General features: G+C 70.1%; 18 protein-coding genes. 6 read left to right on the forward strand and 12 right to left on the reverse strand.

Translation table 11 applies throughout. The annotated features are described in order from the left end of the window. Positions 1 to 25 precede the first annotated feature (25 nt). Positions 26 to 829, reverse strand: a complete 804-nt coding sequence (locus LXT13_RS19980) for a DODA-type extradiol aromatic ring-opening family dioxygenase (RefSeq protein WP_419964692.1) — start codon at positions 827 to 829, stop codon at positions 26 to 28. A gap of 91 nt (positions 830 to 920) precedes the next feature. Here LXT13_RS19980 and LXT13_RS19985 point away from each other — a divergent pair, with 91 nt between their 5' ends. From LXT13_RS19985 to map, 6 genes are read left to right on the forward strand one after another with little or no spacing between them, the layout of a single operon-like run. Then, on the forward strand, positions 921 to 2,228 hold the full coding sequence (locus LXT13_RS19985) for a hypothetical protein (protein ID WP_233373780.1): 1,308 nt from the start codon (positions 921 to 923) through the stop codon (positions 2,226 to 2,228). Further along, positions 2,225 to 2,938 carry a hypothetical protein gene (locus tag LXT13_RS19990; RefSeq protein WP_233373782.1) on the forward strand — a complete coding sequence of 238 codons (714 nt, stop codon included), beginning with the start codon at positions 2,225 to 2,227 and terminating at the stop codon, positions 2,936 to 2,938. Before LXT13_RS19985 ends, LXT13_RS19990 begins: the two co-directional genes overlap by 4 nt. Then, a complete protein-coding gene (locus LXT13_RS19995; RefSeq protein WP_233373788.1) occupies positions 2,938 to 5,754 on the forward strand; it encodes an ATP-binding protein in 2,817 nt (938 codons plus the stop codon). Before LXT13_RS19990 ends, LXT13_RS19995 begins: the two co-directional genes overlap by 1 nt. After that, a complete protein-coding gene (locus LXT13_RS20000) occupies positions 5,741 to 6,913 on the forward strand; it encodes a hypothetical protein (RefSeq protein WP_233373789.1) in 1,173 nt (390 codons plus the stop codon). Before LXT13_RS19995 ends, LXT13_RS20000 begins: the two co-directional genes overlap by 14 nt. Positions 6,914 to 6,958: 45 nt before the next feature. Next, positions 6,959 to 7,219, forward strand: a complete 261-nt coding sequence (locus LXT13_RS20005; RefSeq protein ID WP_233373795.1) for a ParD-like family protein — start codon at positions 6,959 to 6,961, stop codon at positions 7,217 to 7,219. After that, positions 7,216 to 8,010, forward strand: coding sequence for a type I methionyl aminopeptidase (map, locus tag LXT13_RS20010; protein ID WP_233373800.1), 795 nt, complete (start codon positions 7,216 to 7,218; stop codon positions 8,008 to 8,010). The genes LXT13_RS20005 and map overlap by 4 nt, the downstream gene beginning before the upstream one ends. An 85-nt stretch (positions 8,011 to 8,095) precedes the next feature. Here map and LXT13_RS20015 read toward each other — a convergent pair whose 3' ends face one another. From LXT13_RS20015 to LXT13_RS20070, 11 genes are all read right to left on the reverse strand, one after another. Further along, positions 8,096 to 8,605: a hypothetical protein gene (locus LXT13_RS20015; protein ID WP_233373802.1), complete on the reverse strand. Its 510-nt coding sequence runs from the start codon at positions 8,603 to 8,605 to the stop codon at positions 8,096 to 8,098. Positions 8,606 to 8,702: 97 nt separating this feature from the next. Then, positions 8,703 to 9,746: a protein-glutamate methylesterase/protein-glutamine glutaminase gene (locus LXT13_RS20020; RefSeq protein ID WP_233373804.1), complete on the reverse strand. Its 1,044-nt coding sequence runs from the start codon at positions 9,744 to 9,746 to the stop codon at positions 8,703 to 8,705. Then, on the reverse strand, positions 9,743 to 10,252 hold the full coding sequence (locus LXT13_RS20025; protein ID WP_233373806.1) for a chemotaxis protein CheD: 510 nt from the start codon (positions 10,250 to 10,252) through the stop codon (positions 9,743 to 9,745). The genes LXT13_RS20020 and LXT13_RS20025 overlap by 4 nt, the downstream gene beginning before the upstream one ends. Further along, a complete protein-coding gene (locus LXT13_RS20030; RefSeq protein WP_233373808.1) occupies positions 10,249 to 11,070 on the reverse strand; it encodes a CheR family methyltransferase in 822 nt (273 codons plus the stop codon). The genes LXT13_RS20025 and LXT13_RS20030 overlap by 4 nt, the downstream gene beginning before the upstream one ends. Positions 11,071 to 11,077: 7 nt before the next feature. After that, positions 11,078 to 11,584 (reverse strand): chemotaxis protein CheW, encoded by a 507-nt coding sequence (locus tag LXT13_RS20035; RefSeq protein WP_233373810.1) that lies wholly within the window; start codon positions 11,582 to 11,584, stop codon positions 11,078 to 11,080. A 14-nt stretch (positions 11,585 to 11,598) separates the two neighbouring features. Continuing rightward, complete coding sequence (locus LXT13_RS20040; protein WP_233373816.1) at positions 11,599 to 13,773, reverse strand: methyl-accepting chemotaxis protein; 2,175 nt, start codon at positions 13,771 to 13,773, stop codon at positions 11,599 to 11,601. A gap of 23 nt (positions 13,774 to 13,796) precedes the next feature. Beyond that, a complete protein-coding gene (locus LXT13_RS28835; protein WP_349254850.1) occupies positions 13,797 to 16,571 on the reverse strand; it encodes a methyl-accepting chemotaxis protein in 2,775 nt (924 codons plus the stop codon). After that, positions 16,568 to 18,778, reverse strand: a complete 2,211-nt coding sequence (locus LXT13_RS20055) for a chemotaxis protein CheA (protein ID WP_233373818.1) — start codon at positions 18,776 to 18,778, stop codon at positions 16,568 to 16,570. Before LXT13_RS20055 ends, LXT13_RS28835 begins: the two co-directional genes overlap by 4 nt. Continuing rightward, entirely contained in the window at positions 18,775 to 19,074 is a 300-nt protein-coding gene (locus LXT13_RS20060; protein WP_233373826.1) for an STAS domain-containing protein, read from the reverse strand. Before LXT13_RS20060 ends, LXT13_RS20055 begins: the two co-directional genes overlap by 4 nt. Next, on the reverse strand, positions 19,071 to 19,442 hold the full coding sequence (locus LXT13_RS20065) for a response regulator (protein WP_233373828.1): 372 nt from the start codon (positions 19,440 to 19,442) through the stop codon (positions 19,071 to 19,073). The genes LXT13_RS20060 and LXT13_RS20065 overlap by 4 nt, the downstream gene beginning before the upstream one ends. A 9-nt stretch (positions 19,443 to 19,451) precedes the next feature. After that, positions 19,452 to 20,567, reverse strand: coding sequence for a methyl-accepting chemotaxis protein (locus tag LXT13_RS20070; RefSeq protein ID WP_233373829.1), 1,116 nt, complete (start codon positions 20,565 to 20,567; stop codon positions 19,452 to 19,454). Between the last annotated feature and the right edge of the window lie 77 nt (positions 20,568 to 20,644).

Below are 20,644 nucleotides of genomic sequence, written 5' to 3' on the forward strand. Positions count from 1 at the left end.
CCGTCAGGTCAAGCCGCTTGCCCCTTCAACCGAATCTGAAGCTCGACGCCGTCAGCCCGCCCAGGTAGTCGGTCTGGTGGTAGTCGCAGCTGCCGGCCTCGCCTTCGGCCGCGCCGGCCGCGACCATCAGCGGCAGCAGATGCTCCTCGCGCGCATGGGCCAGCCGCGCGGCGGGGGCCTGTTCCCAGTCCTTCAGCCGTTCGGCGCGGCCCTCGGGCGCGGGCACGGCGGCCTGCAGCCAGGCGTCGAAGGCGATGGACGGCGCCTGGCCGCGGCCGTTGAACATCAGCCCCAGGTTGTGGAAGCTGAAGCCGCTGCCGAGGATCAGCACGCCTTCGTCGCGCAGCGGGGCCAGGGCGCGGCCGAGCGCCAGGTGCTCGGCCGGGTCCAGCCCCTGGCGCAGCGACAGCTGCACGACGGGCACGTCCGCGTCCGGGTACATCGGCGCCAGGGTGCAGAAGGCGCCGTGGTCGAAGCCGCGTGCGGCATCGCGCGCCACGGGCAGGCCAGCGGCCTGGATCAGCGCGACGACACGCTCGGCCAGCGCCGGGTCGCCCGGGGCGGGGTAGACCACCTCGTAGGTGTGCGCCGGGAAGCCGCCGTAGTCGTACAGCATGCCGGGGGTCGGGGACGTCATCACCGTGAAGGCCGAGGCTTCCCAGTGCGCCGAGATCATCAGGATGGCCTTCGGGCGCGCCGGCAGCGAAGCCGGCAGCGCCTGCAGCGAGGCTTCCAGCTTCGCGTGGGCATGGCGGAACTCGCCGTCCATGTAGGGCCAGGGGCCGCCGCCGTGGGACAGGAAGAAGGTGGGTTGTCTCATGATGAGCATCAGTGTGGACCTGCATCGCCCTTCGGAGGTTCAAGCCGGCCGGTGGCAGCGCTCAAAGCGGCTGAATGCCGCCGACGATAATCCTGGCCCCATGGCCGACCTCCGCCCCACGCCCACCCCCGACGACCCGCGCTCGCCCGACGAGTTCTTCCGCGACGGCGGCGCGCCGGTGGACTCGCTGCTGTGGTGGCAGCTGGACCGCCATGAGGCGCTGATGGCCGCGCAGCGTGCGCTGTTCGGTGGCGAGGCGGCCTGGGTGCGGCTGCGGGTGTGGGTGTTCCTGGAGCTGATGGCGCTGCCCGCCGCGCGACTGGCCCGTGACGAGCTGAACCGCCACTTCCATCACGTCAAGGAAGACGCGCTGGAGACGGTGCTCAAGCGCCTGCGCGACGCCGGCCTGCTGCACTGGGAAGCCTCCACGCAGACCTACGCCATCACGCCGCTGGCACAGTCGGTCGTCGGCATGCTGCAGCCGCTGACGGCCGACACAGCCGGCCCCGACGACGACCTCGCCGCGCTGCTGGCCGGCGTGGCCGGCGCTCACCAGTTGGGCCTGCTGGAGCCGCAGCAGCTCAACATGCTGCACGCACAGCTGGCGCGGCTGCGCGAGGAGTTCGCTGACGCGATGGCCAGCGGCAGCGAGTTCGAGCTGCGCCGCGCCAATGCCCGGTTCGAGCGCGCGATGGCGCTCGTGGATCGTGCAAGCGACGCCGTCAAGGCCATCATCGAGCAGGCCCAGGCCAGCGGCCACGCGCGGCTGGAGCGGTTGGCGCGCGACTTGGCCAGTGCCCAGGCCAGTCTGCTGGTCATGGCCAGCCAGTTCAACCGCGCGCTGCAGCAGGCGGACCGCCAGCGCGTGACGCTGGGCTCCACCGGCGTGACGACGACCGACCTGCGCCAGTGGCTGCAGCGCCAAGCCGGCGCCGGCGAGCTGCACGCGCTGCTGGGCGACGCGCTGTCCACCGGCGTGCACCCGGTCATCGTCGCCGCGCAGGAGCTGGTGGACGGCGCCGAGGCCGAGTTCGAGCGTGACCGACCCAAGCCCGCCGACGTGGCCGGCCTGCCCGCCGCCCAGGCCGCGCCGGATGGTCGGCTGGAGGTGCTGAGCCTGCCGCCCGAACTGGGCGCGCTGCAGCTGCTGCTAGACGGCTGGACGGCCGAGGGCCGCGGCGCCCAGCCGGTGGCGCCGGCCGTGCTGGGCGGCAGCTACGCGTCGGCCGCCTACCGTGCCCAACTGCTGCCGCTGCTGGGCGACCCGCAGGCCCGCCACCTGAAGGGCGCGACTGGTGACATGGCCCGCCAGCCCTGGCGCGTGCGCTGGAGCGCCGAGCAGGGCGCTGTGGACGACGAAGCCGTGGCCTGGATGAGCCGCGGCGACCTCCTGAGCGAATCCGAATGAACAACTTCGATGATGCCGCCAACCTGGCGGCCCAACTGCTGGCTCGCCGCTGGCTGCCGCGCACCCACCCGCTGGTCAAGCGGGCGCTGATCGACGCCGACCTGTGGGCCGCCGTCACCGCGCGGCTGGCCGGCGTGGGGCTGAAGCTCGTCGACAACGTCTACGCCGAGCATGTATCGGTCGCGCTGCTGAGGCCGGCCGAGACCGCGGTGTTTGGCGAGTCGGGCCTGGCGGCCAACAACAACCTGGAGCTGCCGCGCGATGGCGTGTCGCTGCTTGTGGTGCTGTGGAGTCTGATCGTGCTGCCCAAGCGCCAGCGCCAGCTCAACCGGGCCGACGCCGATGGCGACCAGCAGGGCGAGATGTTCGCCGCTGACAAGCCGCTGCCTGCCGCCGCCAGCGTGTCGCCGGTACTGAGCTACCGCAGCCTGCTGGCCGACTTCGGCGACCAGCTCGGCAAGAAGGTGCGGCTGGACGGCAACCTGAAAGCGCTGGAGCGCCACGGCTTCATCACGCGGCGCGGCGAAGACATTGCCGAGGGCCCGCTGCTGGACCTGCTGCTGGACTACGACCAGCTCGCGCCGCGCATCCTCGACGGCGCGCTGGCTGACGTGCTGGCCCGCGCGACCGATGCGGTCGCCGGCCCGGCGATTCAACAGATCCAGGCCGCTCGCCAGGAACAAGAAGAACCCGCTGACGACGCCGCCTGATGTTCCACCTCCAAACCCTCGAACTGCTGCACTGGGACTACTGCCAGCGCGTTACGCTGCCGCTGGACGGCAACATCATCACCATCGCCGGCCCCAACGGGTCGGGCAAGACCACGCTGCTGGACGCGCTGCGTACGCTGCTGGGACTGGAATGCTCGGGTGGCCGCACCTTCCGCACCTACGCCCGCCACGCCAATGCCGAGACGGCCTGGCTGCGCGCGCTGGTGGACAACCGACCGCGCGGCCGGCAGAACAGCAGCCGTCCTTTCGCCAGCTCGCTGATCTACGCCGACCAGGTCACGCTGGCTTGCCGCATCGAGCGCCAGGGCGGTGACTGGGTGCGGCGTTATGCCATCGTGGAAGGCGTTGTCGAGATCGAGCAGCTGGCCGAGAAGAGCGACCGCGACTGGCTGGGCATCGAGGCCTGGAGAAAACGTCTTGAAGCTGCAGGTCTCACGCGCGCGATCGGCCGAGTGCTGGCACTGGAGCAGGGGCAGACCGACCGGCTCTGCGAGCTGTCGCCGAAGGAGCTGCTGCGCCTCGTGTTCGAGGTGTTCGGCGACCAGGAGGTGCTGGACCGTTACGAGCAGGCGCGCAGCCACCAGCAGCAGCTGGCCAAGGAGGTGCAGGCCGCCGAGGGCGAGCTGGCGCGCACGCAGGCCCAGCTGGCCGAGCTGGCCAACCGCGTGACGAGCTACCGCCAGTGGCAGCTGAAGGTCCAGGAGCGCGAGCGCCTGGCCACCGAGGTGCTGCCCGTCATGCAGTGGAGCGAAGCCCGTGAAAGGCTGGCGCGTGACGGCCGAGAGCTGCACCGCGCGCGGCTCTTTGCCGCCGCCGATGCGCGCGCCATGTCGACCAAGCGGGCCGGCCTGCACGAGCTGTTCAAGGAGCACGAGGCCACCAAGGCCAGGCTTGTCGCGCTTGAAGGCGAGCGCCGCGAGGCCCGCGCCGCGTTCGATCAGGCCCGCGAGGCCGAGAAGCCGGTGGAGCAGACCGTCAAGCGCGAGGACGAGCTGCGCGCGCTGGCCGATGTGGAAGCCGATGCTGCCGCACTCGCGGCCCGCACGCAGCAGCTGGCCGCCGACAAGGACAGGCTGCGCGGCGAGTACACCCGCGCCGACGACAAGCTGCGCCATGTGCAGGGGCTGCTCGCCGAGCTGAAGGACAAGCGCCTGCCGCCGCCGCCACCCGAGGTGAGGCCTCTGCGTCAGGCGTTGGACGACGCCGGCATCGCCCACCATGTCGTGGCCGACAGCATCGACATCGCCGACGAGCGCTGGCGCGAGGCCGCCGAGGGCGTGCTGCGCGGCTCGCGCTGGGTGGTCGTGCTGAAGCATCGCAGTGACGAGGCGCGCGCCTTCGCCATCGCGTCCAAGCAGAAGTACCGCCATTACGTCGTGTCCGATGCCGCGCCCGTGCCGCAGGCCAAGTCTGGCTCGCTGCTGGCCGCGCTGAAGGTCAGCGCGCCGCTGCCGACGTGGCTGGCGCGCCAGCTCGATGGCATCCGCTGCGTCGCCAGCACGGAAGAGGGCAGTGGCACGGGCGGCGAATGGATCACGCCCGATGCCTACTACCGCGATGGCCGCGGCGGCCGCAGCGTCGCTATACCGGCGTCGGACCACCAGTTCGGCGCCAATGCCGTGGCCGGCCGCCGCGCGTCGCTCGAAGGCGAGCTGTCCCGCATCGACGCCGAGCTGACCCGCGTCGCCAAGGCCCAGGCCGAGGTGGACCGCCAGCTCAAGGACGCTCAGCGCGCCGCGCAGGGCCACAAGGCGGCGATGGAACTCTCCGAGCGCGCCGACGAGTTCGCCGAGGCCCGCGCCCGGCTACCGGCGCTCAAGCAGGCCCGCGCCGAGGCGTCCACGCGCATGACGGCCGTGGAGGCCGAGCACGACCGGCTGCTGAAGGCCTCCGGCGTGCACGAGCAGAACTACGAGCGTGCGCAGCGGGAACTAGCCGACGGCGAGGAGCGCCAGGCGCGCACCGCGCGCGAGCATGCCGAGCGCCGCAAGACGCTGCAAGCGGCGGCGCGCGTCTCGCGCGAGGCCGGCGCCAAGTTCCCGCCGCGCTGGATTACGCCCATCGCGCTCACGGCGCTGAAGAATGAGTTCGAGAACGCCCGCCAGGCCGAGATCCGCGCCAATCATGTGGACCAGGAGCTTGAGAAAGGCGTCTGGGAGACGGACGCCACCGTGCTGGACCGCCATGTGCGCATGACCCAGCAGGTGCGTGACGAGGAGGAACAGCTGTCCAACCGCAAGGCCAGCAACGCGCTAGCCGCCACGGCGGCCGGCAACGCCCGCGAGCGCTACATCGACGTGCTGCGCGCCACCGTGCGCCGCTACAAGAAGAACGTCGCCGAGCTGGGCGAGCTGGCTGGGGTGGCCGCCGAGGCGCAATTGCCCCATCTGGACAACGACGACATCGTGCTGGCCCAGGCCGGCCTGCAGGTCAAGTTCAACTTCGACGGCAAGGGTGAGGTGGGACTGAATGACGGCGAGGCCTCGGGCGGGCAGCAGGTGCTGAAGAGCCTGATCCTGCTGGTGGGCCTGATGAAGGACGACGAGACGCCCGGCGGCTTCGTCTTCATTGACGAGCCCTTCGCCCACCTGGACGTGCGCAACATCCAGCTCGTCGGCCACTTCCTGCGCAGCACCCGCGCGCAATACCTGCTGACGACGCCGATCACGCACAACGTCGAGGTCTTCGAGCCCAGCGAAATCACGCTGGTGACGAGCAAGAAGCCGCGCGGCGAACGCTGGGCGCCGCCGATTGCGGTGCTGGCGCGGCGGCCTGAGGTCAGTGACTACGCGTGAGCTGACTGCCAGCCGCACGCGCCGCCACCTGGCGGCGGCGCGGGCGGTGTGGCCCGGACGGCTGCCGACACTGAGCGCCGAGGAGCGCGAGCTGCTGATCGACTGGCTGCGCGGCAGCGCCGACACGCGGCCCTGGCAGAGCCTGCTGCAGGCCGCCGGGCCCGGGCGCATTGAGCTGGCCGACGCGCTGTCGCAGAGGGCGTTGGAGGCCGGGCTGGCCACGCGCCACGAGCGCAGCGAACACGGCCGCTGGTGGCCCGTGAAGCTCTGCTGGGTCGAGCTGGAGGCCTTGCAGGCCGCGCTGGGCCTGGCCACCCGCAGCGACCGCGAGGCGCGCACGGCGGTGCTGGCGCAGCGCCTGGAAACGCTGATGGCGGACGACCTCGTCGGAGAAGCCGCGCAGGCGCTGGCCGAGGCGCGCATGGCTACGGCTGCCGTTGAGGCGCGGGCGGCCCTGCTGGAAGCGCTGCGCCGCTGGGCGGCCGAGGGGCGCTCGGGTTTGCGTCGCGACTTCGCGCTGCATCTGGGCCACACGAAGGCCATCTCCGCCGGCGAATGGGGCTGGTTGGAACGGCACTTCGACCTGCCGGCGCTGGGCATCGACGCCTTCGCGCCGACGCTGGCGCTCGCGGGCGATGCCCGCCTGTGCTGGCCCGGCGAGCGCCTGCTGGACCTGGGCGTGGCCCCGTTCCTCACGCTGCCGGTCGATGCGCTGCAGGTCCTGCAGCGCGTGGACGCGCCACCGGCCCGCTGGTGGCTCATCGAAAACCGTGCCAGCTTCGAAAAGCAGGCGGCACGTCGCGTGGCGGGCGATGCGCTCGTGTGGATTGCTGGCCGGCCGACGCGCGCCTGGGGCGAGGCCATGGCTCGGCTGCTTGCTCTGGCGCCGGCCCCGGCCGCCATCAGCGCCGATGCCGACCCTGCCGGCATCGAGATCGCGTTGGCTGCCGCCGAACCCTGGGAGCGTGCGGGGCTGCCGTGGGCCGCCGTCGCGATGGAGCCCGAGCGGCTGGACCGCAGCGGCCTGCAGCCGCTGGGCCGTTATGACTACAGCGTGCTCCAACGCCTGGCTTTACGTGACCTGCCGCTCGAGCTCGCTGCTCTGCGCGACGCGCTGGCCGCGCGCGGCGTGAAGGCCGAGCAAGAGGGCTGGCTGTGATGGTGGCGTTATACGGTTCGTATACGAATCGTATATAGTGCCCGCATGGGCATCGTCAAAATCTCCGACCCGCTCCACGAGAGCCTCCGCGTGGCCAGCCAGGCGCTGTCACGCTCCATCAACGCGCAGGCCGAGCACTGGATGCGCATCGGCATGCTGGCCGAGCTGCATCCGCAGCTGAACCACAGCGAGATCTGCCAGCTGCTGATCCGCGCCGAGCAGGAGGGCGGGCTGGACCTGACGCGCCTGGCCGGCTGGGCTCAAGCCCCCAAGGCCAGGGCGAATGTCAAAGGAGGACGCGCATGAAGAGCCTGAAGCTGCGCACCCCCGAGGAGGTCGCCAAGGCCCGCGAGGCGGGGCATCTGATCGCCGAGGTGCTGGCCCAGCTGAAGCCGCTGGTGCAGCCGGGGGTGACGACGGAGGAACTGGACGACTTCTGCCACGACTACATCGTCAACAAGCTCAAGTGCGTGCCGTCCAACGTCGGCTACCACGGCTACCCCAAGACGGCCTGCATCTCGCCCAACCACGTCGTCTGCCATGGCATCCCGAGCAAGGACAAGCGGCTGAAGAAGGGCGACATCGTCAACGTGGACGTGACGCTGACGACGCCCGACGGCTGGTTTGGCGACAGCAGCCGCATGTTCATCGTCGGCGAGGCAAACGTGCTGGCGCGCCGGCTGGTGACGACCACCTATGAGGCGCTGCGCGCCGGCATCCGCCAGGTGCGCCCCGGCGCGACGCTGGGCGACGTGGGTCATGCCATCCAGAAGGTCGCGCATGCGGCCGGCTTCAGCGTCGTGCGCGAGTACGGCGGGCATGGCATCGGCACGGTCTACCACGACGAGCCGCACGTCAACCACTTTGGCCGGCCCGGCGAAGGCCTGAAGCTGCAGGAGGGCATGATCTTCACGATCGAGCCCATGCTGAATGCCGGTGGCGCCGGCATCCGCGAACTGAACGACGGCTGGACGGTCGTCACGCGCGACCACTCGCTGTCAGCGCAGTGGGAACACATGGTGACGGTGACGAAGGACGGCTTCGAGATCCTGACGCCGTGGCCGGATGGGGTGGGGGAATATCCGGCGATTGAGTGAGGCGGCTGATTGGGTTTTGACTTGCGAACGCCGACGTCGCCGGAGACGGGGGAGGGAAGGCTCGAAGCGTTCACCCTCCTGTGCTCTATCGATAAGGTTTGACACGCGACAGCGGCGCGAAATCGAACCTGCGCTGCGCGGCCAGCCATTGCAAGGGTCGCCAGCAGGCCTGCATGGCACTGTGCGACATGTTGTCGGTCACCTGCTGGCCACAGAGCGGGCCGCCGACGGCGAGCCAGAGGGCGCCGCCTTCCACGCGCAGGCCGTCCGCCCCATGCTCGAAGGCGAGCGCGGCGTTGCCGTCTGCCGCGGTGACGAAGACCTGCATGTGGCCGCCGCCGGCGCCGGTGAACAGCGAGGCGGCACCTTCGCAGTCGAACGCGGCCTCATCGATCACATGGTCGACACGGCCATCGCCATTCAGGTCGGCGCTCAATACCAGGCCGGGTGACGCGCCCGGCTGGCCACCGGCGGCGCGGCACACGGCCTTCATGTCGTTGACGATGTTGAGCACCTGAGGCGGCAGCGGCATGGCCGTCGGTGCGGCGGGGCTGGCGGCCAGGGCCAGCGTCAGCGAGATCAGCGCAATCTTCATGGGCGCCGACTGTAGGGGCGCAGGCAGCGGCCCGTCGGAGCGCGTTGAGCGCTACTGCAGCGCCCACGCGAGGGGGCAGCCAGGGAAGGGCGAGCCCTCAGCCCCTTGCGTCGAAGCGCATCAGCGCCTCGGCCATCGCATCCAGCGGCAGCACCTCGTCGACGGCGCCGCGCTTGATGGCTTCCATCGGCATGCCGAAGACGACGCAGCTGGCTTCGTCCTGCGCGAGCGTGCGCACGCCCAGTTGGTGCAGCTGCTGCATGCCGCGGGCGCCGTCGTCGCCCATGCCGGTGAGCATGATGGCCAGCGCGTCGCCGTTGGTGTGTTCGGCCAGGCTGCGGAACAGCACGTCCACCGAGGGCTTGTGGCGGTTGACGGGCGGGCCGTCCAGCACGACGGCGTGGTACTGCGCGCCGTTCTTGCGCAGCTTCATGTGCTTGCCGCCGGGGGCGATGAGCACGACGCCGCGCTCCAGCCGGTCGCCGTCGCGGGCTTCCTTCACCTGCATCGCACAGACGCCGTTGAGCCGCTCGGCATACATGGCCGTGAAGCGCTCTGGCATGTGCTGCACGATGGCGATGCCGGGCGCATCGGCCGGCAGCGCGCTGATGATCTGCTCGATGGCCTGGGTGCCGCCGGTGGAGCTGCCGATGACGACGGGCTTGTTGACCGACAGCGCATGCAGGCCGGCCACGGTGTTTTGCCGCAGCGATGGCCGTGGCGGCGACAGGCGCGCCAGCCGGGGCTTGGCCAGTGCCGCCGCCTTCAGCGTCGTCAGCAGCTCGCGGCGCGAGTCCTCCAGAAACTGGCGCAGCCCCAGCCGTGGCTTGGCGACGATGGCCACGGCGCCGGCGGCCAGCGCATCCAGCGCGACACGGCTGCCTTCGGTGCTCAGCGACGAGCAGATGACCGTGGGGATGGGCAGTTCGGCCATCTGCTGCCGCAGGAAGGTCAGGCCGTCCATGCCGGGCATCTCGATGTCCAGCAGCAGTACGTCTGGCCGGTGCTTGCGCACCAGCGGTGCGGCGAGGATGGGGTTGGGCGCACAGCCGGCCAACTCGATGTCAGGGTCGCCCTGGAGCAGGGCGGTCATCGTCTGGCGGACGACGGCGGAGTCGTCGATGACGAAGACGCGGGTCATGCGGTGGGCTCCCTTGCCACGCGACGACGGGACGGGATGGCGGTGGCTTCCACCTCGGGGGCGCCCCGGCCGACGGTCCAGCGCAGTTTGCGGTAGGCGTGGCCGCCGAGGTCGGCCCCCAGCAGCTGGATGCCGGCCTGTTGCAGCGCGGCCAGCGCCCACTCGGCGTTGGACGCGCCGACATGGCCGTAGTCGGCCGCGGCGCCCGGCTGGTCGGGGAACATGTGGCCGCCGCCGTAAACCCAGGCCAGGCACTGGCCCGCGTCGATGCTGCGCAGCCGTAGCAGCCGGCGCATTTCGGCCAGCGCCGACGCGCCGTAGGCGGTGTCCCGCCCGGCCCAGGGCTTGGGCGCGCCGGCATGCACGATGTGGCACATCGCGCCGACGGTGCGCCGCGGGTCGGTCAGCACGATGGCCACGCAGGAGCCCAGCAGCGTCTCCATGCGCTGCCCGCTGTCCACGCAGGCCACATCGCCGGGATGCAGGGCCACGGTGGCGTGTTTCATCGCTCGTTTCCTTTGCGGTAGGCGCTGGGCGCCAGCACCGTCAGCGGGGTGCTGCAGGGCACGCGGCCTTCGGCCGTGCCGAGGAACAGCAGGCCGCCCGGCCGCAGCTGGCTCAGCACGCGGTCGACGACGGCGCTCTTGGTCGGCGGGTCGAAGTAGATGAGCACGTTGCGCAAAAAGATCACGTCGAACGGGCCCAGGTTGTCGATGGGGGCGCACAGGTTGAGCTGACCGAAGCGCACCCGCTCGCGCAGCGATTCGCGCACCTGCACGAAGCCCTCGCTCTCGGCCTCGCCACGCAAGCAGTAGCGCTTCAGGCGCTGCGGGGACACCTCGCGCAGCCGCTCTGCCGGATAGATGCCCTGCACGGCGCTCTGCAGCACGCGTTCGCTGATGTCGGTGCCGAGGATGGACCAGTCCGCCCCGAGCGTGCCCTGGGCCTGCAGGTCGGCCAGCAGCATGGCAGTGCTGTAGGCCTCGTCGCCGAAGGACGATGCGGCGCTCCACACGGCCAGCTTCTGCGGGCGGGTGCGTTGCAGCTCCGCCTGCAGCAGGGCGAAATGGGCCGGCTCGCGGAAGAAGTAGGTCTCGTTGGTGGTCAGCAGGTCCACGGCCATCTGGAACTCGCCGCCGTCGTCGGCGCCTTCCAGCAGGTCGGCGTAGTCCTCGAAGCCGGTCAGGCCCAGCTGTTGCACGCGGTTGGTGAGCCGGGCGCTGACGAGGGCCTTCTTGCTGCGGGTGAACGACAGGCCGACGGCCTCGTGCATCAACCCGGTGATGCGGCCGAAGCTGCGGTCGTTGAGCTGAGGCGTGGACATGCCGGTCTCAGGCGGCCAGGGCCAGCTGGCTGGCCTCGCACAACGACGCCATCTCGCCGATGTCGAAGGCGCGGTCGGGGTCCAGCAGCACGAGGAAGCGCTCGCCGCGGCGGCCCATGCCGGCGATGAAGTCGCGGCGGGCCGCGCCACCGAACTGCGGCGGCGGCTCGGTGTCGCCGGCCTCCAGCGCAACGACCTCGCTGACCGCATCCACCATCATGCCCAGCTCGACGCGCTCGCCATCGCGCTGGCCGTCGAAGATGATGATGCAGGTCTTCTTGCCGACGCTGGCGGGCCCGCGGCCGAAGCGGGCCTGCAGGTCGATGACGGGCACGACCGCGCCGCGCAAGTTGATGACGCCGCGGACGAAGTCCGGCATCAGCGGCACCGGCGTGATGGCACCGTGCTGGATGATCTCGCGCACGGTGCGGATGTCCATGCCGAACAGCTCGCTGCCCAGCGTGAAGCTCAGGAATTGGCGGGCGTTGCCCGCGGTGTCGGGAGAAGTGCTCATGCCGGCCTCGCGTTTCAGAAGGGGCGGAAGTTGCCGTGCGTGCCGGTGGCCTGCAGCCGCGGCTGGCTGGTCCGCTGGCCGCGCATCGGCGAGTTGGGCGCGCGCCGCTCGACGAAGGGTGGGTTGTTGTTGTCTTGCCGGCGCGGCGCATGGCTGCGACCGCCTGCCTCGGCGGTGTTGAAGAAGGCGACCGACTGCTGCAGCTGTTCGGCCTGGCCGGAGAGCTCCTCCGACGTCGCGGCGAGTTCCTCGGACGCGCTGGCGTTCTGCTGCGTGGCCTTGCTGAGCTGGCCCATCGCGCCGCCGATCTGCGACGCCTGCTGGCTCTGCTCCTGCGAGGCGGCGGCGATCTCCTGCACGAGCTCGCTGGTCTTCTGGATGCTGGGCACGATCTCGTCGAGCAGCTTGCCGGCGCGCTCGGCGGTGCTGACGCTGTTGCCGGCGAGGTCGCCGATCTCCTTGGCGGCCTCCTGGCTGCGCTCGGCCAGCTTGCGCACCTCGGCGGCGACGACGGCGAAGCCCTTGCCGTGTTCGCCGGCGCGCGCTGCCTCGATGGCGGCGTTCAGCGCCAGCAGGTTGGTCTGGTAGGCGATGTCGTCGATGATGCCGATCTTCTGCGCGATCTGCTTCATCGCGAGGACGGTCTGCGTGACGGCCGTGCCGCCGTCGCCGGCCTCCTTGCTGGCTTTGGTGGCCATGCCGTCGGTGATCTTGGCGTTGTCGCTGTTCTGGCTGATGCTGGCCGAGATCATGTCCATGGACGCGGTCGTCTGCTCCACGGAGGCGGCCTGCTCGCTGGCGGACTGCGACAGGCTCTGCGCGGTGGCGCTGACCTGGTTGGCCGCGCCGGTCAGCGCGTCGGCCGCGGAGCGCACCTCTTCGATGATGGTGCCGAGCTTTTCGCAAGTGCTGTTGGCGTCGTCCTTCACCTGCTCGAAGACGCCGGAGGCGTCGGCCTCGACGCGCTGCGTCAGGTCGCCGGCCGCCATGCCGCTGAAGACGCGGCCGACGTCCTGGATGATGGCCGCGAGCTTCTCGCTCGTCGCATTCGCATCGCGCTGCACCTGGGCGAACACGCCATGGCAGTCCCGCGTGATGCGCTGCGACAGGTCGCCCTCGGAAAGCGCGCCGAACACGCGGCCGACGTCATCGAAGATCGCCGCGGTGTTCTCCATCAGCGCGTTGACACCCTCGCACAGTGTCGCGATGGGACCGCTCTTGCCCTCCATCGGAATGCGGCGGCCGAGGTCGCCGCTGCGGGCCGCGGTCGTCACCTGCTCGGCCTGCGCGACGGCGTCCTCCAGCATGCGCGAGGCGGTGATCTGCGCGGTCACGTCGGTGGCGATCTTGACGACCTTCACGACACGGCCCAGCTCGTCCTTCACCGGGGCGTAGACGGCCTGGATCCACACGTCGCGGCCAGCCCTGTCGATGCGACGGAAGACGTCGTTCTGCGGCTGCCCGGCATTGAGGTCGCGCCAGAACTGCGCATAGGCCATGCTTGCGACCTGCTCGGCCGTGCAGAACATGCGGTGGTGGTGACCCTTCACCTCGTCGAGGCGGTAACCCAGCGTCCGCAGAAAGTTGTCGTTGGCGTGCAGCACATGGCCGCTGAGGTCGAACTCGATGTAAGCGTAGCTCTGGTCGATGGCGGCGAGGATGCCGCGGGCGTTCTGGCGCTCGATCTCCTGCTCGGTGATGTCGTAGCGGACGCCGAGGTACTTCATCGGCTTGCCGTTGTCGCCGAGGATGGGGGCGATGACGGCGTCGACGTAATAGGGCGTGCCGTCCTTGGCGCGGTTCTTCACGACACCGCGGAAGATGTCGCCGCGGCCGATGGTGGCCCACATCTGCTTGAACACCTCCTTGGGCATGTCGGGGTGCCGGGTGGTGTTGTGGCCATGGCCGATGAGCTCCTGGCGGCTGTACTTGGACACCTCCAGGAACTTCTCGTTGATGCTCAGGATGTCGCCCTTCTTGTCGGCCTCCGAGACGATGCTCGTGACATTCATGATGTCGGTGCGCACCTTCAGCTCGGCCTCGGCGGCCTTGAGCCTGGCCTGCAGTTCGTCGCGCTCGGCCTGCAGGGCATCGCGGGCCTGTTCAGCGTCGACACGGGCTTCGTCGGCTGCGTCGATCTGGGGGCCGGCGAGCAGGCGAACCAGCCAGGGGGTCGGTTGGGTTTGCATGGGGTTGACCTCTGGAGTGGGCGTCAGAAGGGGCGGAAGTTGCCGTGCGTGCCGGTGGCCTGCAGCCGCGGCTGGCTGGTCCGCTGGCCGCGCATCGGCGAGTTGGGCGCGCGCCGCTCAACGAAGGACTGGCTCTCGTGCCGGGTGGTCGCCGCGTCGCGTCCCTGGCCTGTGGTGTTGAAGAAGGCGACCGACTGCTGCAGCTGTTCGGCCTGGCCGGAGAGTTCCTCCGACGTCGCGGCGAGTTCCTCGGACGCGCTGGCGTTCTGCTGCGTGGCCTTGCTGAGCTGGCCCATCGCGCCGCCGATCTGCGACGCCTGCTGGCTCTGCTCCTGCGAGGCGGCGGCGATCTCCTGCACGAGCTCGCTGGTCTTCTGGATGCTGGGCACGATCTCGTCGAGCAGCTTGCCGGCGCGCTCGGCGGTGCTGACGCTGTTGCCGGCGAGGTCGCCGATCTCCTTGGCGGCCTCCTGGCTGCGCTCGGCCAGCTTGCGCACCTCGGCGGCGACGACGGCGAAGCCCTTGCCGTGCTCGCCGGCGCGCGCTGCCTCGATGGCGGCGTTCAGCGCCAGCAGGTTGGTCTGGTAGGCGATGTCGTCGATGATGCCGATCTTCTGCGCGATCTGCTTCATCGCGAGGACGGTCTGCGTGACGGCCGCGCCGCCGTCGCCGGCCTCCTTGCTGGCTTTGGTGGCCATGCCGTCGGTGATCTTGGCGTTGTCGCTGTTCTGGCTGATGCTGGCCGAGATCATGTCCATGGACGCGGTGGTCTGCTCCACGGAGGCGGCCTGCTCGCTGGCGGACTGCGACAGGCTCTGCGCGGTGGCGCTGACCTGGTTGGCCGCACCGGTCAGCGCATCGGCCGCGGAGCGCACCTCCTCGATGATGTGCGAGAGGCGGTCGCAGGTCTTGTTGGCGTCCTCCTTGATGCGGGCGAAGGCGCCGGCATAGTCGCGTTCGATGCGGCGGTTTAGGTCGCCCTCGGACAGCGCGTTGAACACGCTGCCGATGTCCTCGAAGATCACCGAGGTCGTATTCAGCAGCGAGTTGATGCCTTCGCACAAGTGCAGCGTGTTGCCCTGTCGGCCGTCTGTGCCCAGGCGCTGGTCGAGATCGCCGTCCTGCGCGGCGGCGGCGATGCTGCGTGCCTCGGCCACGACCTGTGCCAGCGCCTTGGCCTCGTTGACTTCAACGGTAACGTCGGCCGCGTACTTGACGACCTTGAACGGCTGGCCGTTGAGGTCGAGGATGGGGTTGTACGAGGCCTGGATCCAAACCTGCCTGCCGCCCTTGCCGAGGCGCAGATAGCGACCGGTGTCGTACTCGCCGCGCCCCAGGCGCTCCCAGAACTGACGGTACTCGGGCGCGGAGCGGTACTCCGGCTCGACGAAGATGCTGTGATGCTGGCCCTTCACCTCGTCGAGGGTGTAGCCGAGCGTGCGCAGGAAGTTGTCGTTGGCGTTCAGGATGCGGCCGTCCATGCCGAACTCGATGACCGCCTGGGACTTGGAGATGGCGGCGATCTGGCCGCTCCAGTCGGCGGCCTGGAGCCGCGCTGCAGTGATGTCGGTGGCGTACTTGACCACCTTGAACGGACGGCCCTCCAGGTCGAGGATGGGGTTGTAGGACGCCTGGATCCAAACCTCGCGCCCACCCTTGCCGAGCCGCTTGTAGACGCCCGCGTCGTATTCGCCGCGGCCCAGGCGGTCCCAGAACAGGCGGTACTCCGCGGTCTCGCGGTGCGCCGGGTCCACGAACATGCTGTGGTGCTGTCCCTTGATGTCCTCAAGCGTGTAGCCCAGCGTGCGCAGGAAGTTCTCGTTGGCGTGCAGCACGCGCCCCTTCAGGTCGAACTCGATGACGGCCTGCGAGCGCGAGATGGCCTGCACCTGGCCGTTCCATTCGGCAGCTTCGGTCTTGGCAGCCGTGATGTCGGTGGCGATCTTGAGTACCTTGACGACCTGCCCGTGCTCATCTTTGACGGGCGCATAGGTGCCCTGGATCCACACGACCTTGCCGTCGCGGTTCAGCCGCTTGAAGATGCCCACCTGCGACTCGCCTGCTTTCAGCGCCGCCCAGAACTGGCCGTACGCCGCGCTGCCACGGTGCTCCGCGTCGACGAACCGGCTGTGATGGCCGCCCACAATCTCCGCCTCGGTGTAGCCCATCAGCCGGCAGAAGTTGGCGTTGGCGCTCAGCACCGTGCCGTCGGGTTGGAACTCGATGTAGCCGTAGCTCGTGTCTATGGCCTTCAGGATGCCGGAGGCCGTGGCCTGGCTGGCCTGGCGCGCTAGCTCCGCCTGCGTGACGTCGTAGCGTACGCCCAGGTACTTGCGCGGCTTGCCGTCCTCACCCATCACCGGGGCAATGACCGCATCGACGTAGTAGGGACTGCCGTCCTTCGCGCGGTTCTTGATCGTGCCGCGGAAGGTCTGGCCGCGGCCGATGGTCTGCCACATCTCGCGGAAAGTCTCTCTGGACTCGTCGGGATGTCGGGTGATGCTGTGTGGCCGACCGATCAGTTCGTCGCGCCGGTACTGCGACACCTCGCAGAACTTGTCGTTGACGGCGACGATGTCGCCCCGCGCGTCTGCTTCGGACACGATGCACGTCGTGTCCAGGATGTGCTGGCGCAATGCCAGCTCGGCCTGCGCCTCGGCCAGCTGACGTTGGGTGTCGGCCAGCCGCTGCTCCAGCTCGCGCCGGCCGGCTTCTTCGCGTTGCAGAGAAGACTGGGCTTCGTCGAGTGCCTGACCCGCGACAAGCCGGGCGATCCATGAGGTCTGTGACGGGTTCATACGGAGGTCTCGAGGGTTGGGTTGGAGGAGCGACCGGCGGTGCCGCGGGCATGCCCGCGCGGCTCCTCGGCTAGCTGGGCCAGGGAGGGGACGTCGAAGATCAGGGCCACGTCGCCGTTGCCGAGGATGGTGGAGCCGGCCATGCCGCGCAGGCTGCCGAGCAGCCGGCCGAGTGGCTTGATGACGGTCTGGTGGTGGCCGAGAAGCGAGTCCACCAGAACGCCGAAGCGCCCGCGGCCGGACTTCAGCACCACGATGCTGCTGCGGGCGGCCGAAGGCCCTTCGATGCCGTAGAGCGCACGCAGGCTGACGACGGGCAGCACCTGGCCGCGCAGTTCGACGACGCCGCGGCCGCGGGCGTCCAGGCGCGCGTCATGCGCGCGGTCCTCGATGACCTCGACGACGGCGTCCAGCGGCAGGATGTAGCGCGAATCGCCGATGCCGATCAGGAAGCCGTCGATGATCGCCAGCGTCAGCGGCATGCGGATCTCGATCGTGGAGCCTTCGCCTTCGACGCTGTTCAGCAGCACCGTGCCACGCAGGGCCTCAATGTTGCTGCGCACGACATCCATGCCCACGCCGCGGCCACTGAGGTTGGTGACCTTCTCGGCGGTGGAGAAGCCCGGCTCGAAGATCAGCCGCTGGATGGTGGCGTCGTCCGGCACCACGCCGGGTTCCACGAGGCCGCGGTCCCATGCGCGCTCCAGCACCTTGCGGCGCTGGATGCCGCGGCCGTCGTCGGTGATGCAGATGACGACGTTGCCGGCCTCGTGATGGGCCGACAGCGTCAGCCGCCCCTGGGCCGGCTTGCCCGCGGCTACGCGCTGTTCGGCGGTCTCCAGGCCATGGTCCAGGGCATTGCGCACCAGGTGCATCAGCGGGTCGGCGATGCGCTCGACGACGCTCTTGTCCAGCTCGGTGTCGCCGCCGACGATCTCCAGCTGCACGTCCTTGCCCAGCTCGGTTGCGGTGTCGCGCACGACCCGGCGGAAGCGAGAGAACGTCTCGCCGATGGGCACCATGCGCAGCTGCAGCGTGCCATTGCGGATGTCCTCGATGAGATGACTGATCTGCTCGTTGGCCTCGATGAGGGCGCGCATACCGCTCTGGCGGGCCAGCAGCGCGGCACCGGCGCCGGCGATGACGAGCTCGCCCAGCAGGTTGATGACGGCATCCAGCCGGTTGGCCTGCACGCGGATGAAGCGCTGGTCTTCCCCGGCCGGCGCGCCCGACTCGCTGCGTTGCTGGCGCTGCTTGCGCAGCGCGGCGTCCACCACCTGGGGGGCCAGGCCCGTCTGCTCCGTCAGCAGCTCGCCCAGCAGGGCCGGCTCGCCGAGCGCGGCGGCGGCCTGCTGGCTGCGCAGGCCCTGCTGCAGCTGGGCCGGGCTGATGGCGCCGGCGGCGACGAGGATCTCGCCGAGCCGCGGGTTGCCGGGCATGGCGTCGATCAGATCGGCGAACTGAGCTGGCGTGGCGCCGGGGTTGAGCACGTGGAGCTGGCAGTCCTCGCGAACGAAGCTGAAGGCATCCTCAATCTGCGCGCGGCTGGCCTCGGTGACGAGCGCGAAGATGAAGCTCAGGTGGCAGCTCTCGGCGTCCAGCGTCTCTAGCGGCGGGATGCCGCCCACGTCGCACACCATGTGCGGCACGTCGCCCAGGCCGCGCACGTAGTTCAGCACGGTGAGCGGGTCCATGCCGTTGCGGAACACGTCGCGGCCGAAGGCGACCGACACATGCCAGGGGCGGGCGTTGGCGGGCTTGTCCGTGGCGGGGGGCGCGGCCGGCGCTGCTGCCGGCTTGGCGGCGATGCCTGCGGCGGCCTGCAGCTGTGCGACGAGGGCGTCGCGCTGTTCGGCGGCACCGGACTGGGCCGGGGCACCGCCGGCTTCGCCGACGAGGCCGCGGATCTGGTCGTTGCAGCGAAGCAGCAGCGTGCTGAGGTCGGGCGTCAGCGTGACCTGGCCTTCGCGCAGCCGCTGCAGCAAGGTCTCGACGTGGTGGGTGAAGTCCACGATGGCGTCCAGCCCGAACACGCCGGCCGAACCCTTGACGGTGTGGGCGCAGCGGAACAGCGCGTTCAGCAACTCCGCGTCGTCGGGCCGGTCCTCCAGCTGCAACAGCAGCGCCTCGAGGTTCTCGACCTGCTCGTCGGCCTCGCTGAGGAAGGCGGGCAGCGCCTCGGCGATGAAGTCGGCTTCCAGCGTCATGAGGCCTCCGGGGTTTGCAGTTCATCGAGCCAGCGGGCCATGCCCAGGCTGGCGCAGCCGTCGTGCAGCGGGCGGCTCGCGCCACGCAGGCGCAGCGCGCAGCCGCGGGCGGCCAGGCTGTGCTGCAGCGCGACCAGCAGCTGCACGCCGGCGCCGTCCACCTGGTCAACCGCGCTGCCATCGGCGTCGGCGGCCGGTCCCGAGGCTGCCACCTGCTCGACCCACGCCAGCCATTGCGGCCGAAGGCCGGCGACCGTGTAGACGCTCAGCTCGGCCGGTAGCTGCAGCGCGCTCATGGGAGCACCAGCTTGGACACGGCGTCCAGCAGCTGCGGCGGGTTGAAGGGCTTGACCATCCACGCCTTGGCGCCGGCCTGGCGCCCGCGGTTCTTGGCGTCTTCCTCGCCCTCGGTCGTCAGCATGATGACAGGCACGAAGCGGTGCCGCGGATGCTGCTTGAGCTGCGTGACGAAGGTGATGCCGTCCATGCGCGGCATGTTCACGTCGCACACGACGAGATGCGCTTTGGGCGTTTTCTCCAGCACCTCGAGCGCGGCCTGGCCGTCGCCGGCTTCGAGCACCTCGTAGCCGGCGCGGGTGAGGGCCAGACGCACGACGGTGCGCAGTGAGCTGGAGTCGTCGACGATGAGAATGGTCTTGGCCATACGCAGTCCTCAGAAGAACGTGGTCTCGGTGGTGGCGGCCGGGGTAGCCGGCGTGGGGTTGCCGTGGGTGACGGCGCGCTGCTCGGCGGTCGTGTAGCCCGTCGCGAGCAGCATCTGCCAGTCGCGGTCGTCGGGCGCTTGGCCAGCGGCGGCCGCGGCCTGCAGCGAGTCGCTGGCGCGGCCCATAGACTCGCGCAGCTGGTCCAGGATCTGGTGCACCCGGTCCTGGAACTGGAAGGCAGTGAGCAGTTGCTCGACCTGCGCACGGATGATGTCGCCCTGGGCGCTCTGTTCGGCGCTGCGTTGCTGCAGCTGCGTAACGGCGGCGTGCACCTGGTCGACGACCTCGCCGACGGTGCGCTCGGCGGCCTGGATGGCTTCGCCGTCCTGCGCGGCCGTCAGCGTGGCCTGGGCCAGCGCCTGCTGCATGCGTTCATTGAACTCCGTGACCTGCGCGCCGATGCGGCGGCCGGTCTCGCCCGATTCGGCCGACAGCCGGCGCACCTCTCCCGCGACGACGGCAAAGCCGCGGCCAGCGGGGCCGGCGCGGGCGGCCTCGATGGCCGCGTTGATGGACAGCAGGTTGGTGTGCCGCGCGATGCTGGAAACGTCCTCGGCCATCGTGCTGAGTCGCCCCGAGGCTTCGCCCAGCGTCTGGACGGTGCCGAGCACCTCGTTGCGCGACTTCACGAAGCAGTCGAAGTTCTGCAGCAGTCCACGCAACTGCGTGTCGCACTGAGCCAGCACGGCCAGGCGCTCGGTGCCGTCGCCGGCGCCTGGCGCGTGGCCCGACAGGCCGTCGAGCTGCTGGAGGATGTCGCCGAAGGACGCCAGCATCTGGTCCACGGCATCGCGCAGTTGGGCCTGTGCGGTGGTCAGGTGCGTGCTCCACGTGGTGGCCGCGTCGTCCAGCCGGGCGGCGAGCTGATGGTGGACGTCGTCGTGCTGCGTGGCGGCCGTGCTGGCCACGGCGCGGCGGTAGCCCTGCCAAACCAGCAGCGACGCCAGCGCCCACAGCCCCCATGCCGCACCAACGCCGATCCACGCCAGTGCCGTGCCAGCCAGCGCCCAGGCGGCCGCAGGGGCCGCCAGGCGCATCCAGGACGGCGCCAAGCCGCGCGGCATGGTCGGTCCTGCAGGTGGCAAAGATGACGTTTTGATCATTGCGATTCGGGATTGAGCCGTGTCTCGGCGCTGTATCG

This window comes from Pelomonas cellulosilytica (assembly GCF_021353265.1).
Lineage (GTDB): Bacteria > Pseudomonadota > Gammaproteobacteria > Burkholderiales > Burkholderiaceae_C > Pelomonas > Pelomonas cellulosilytica.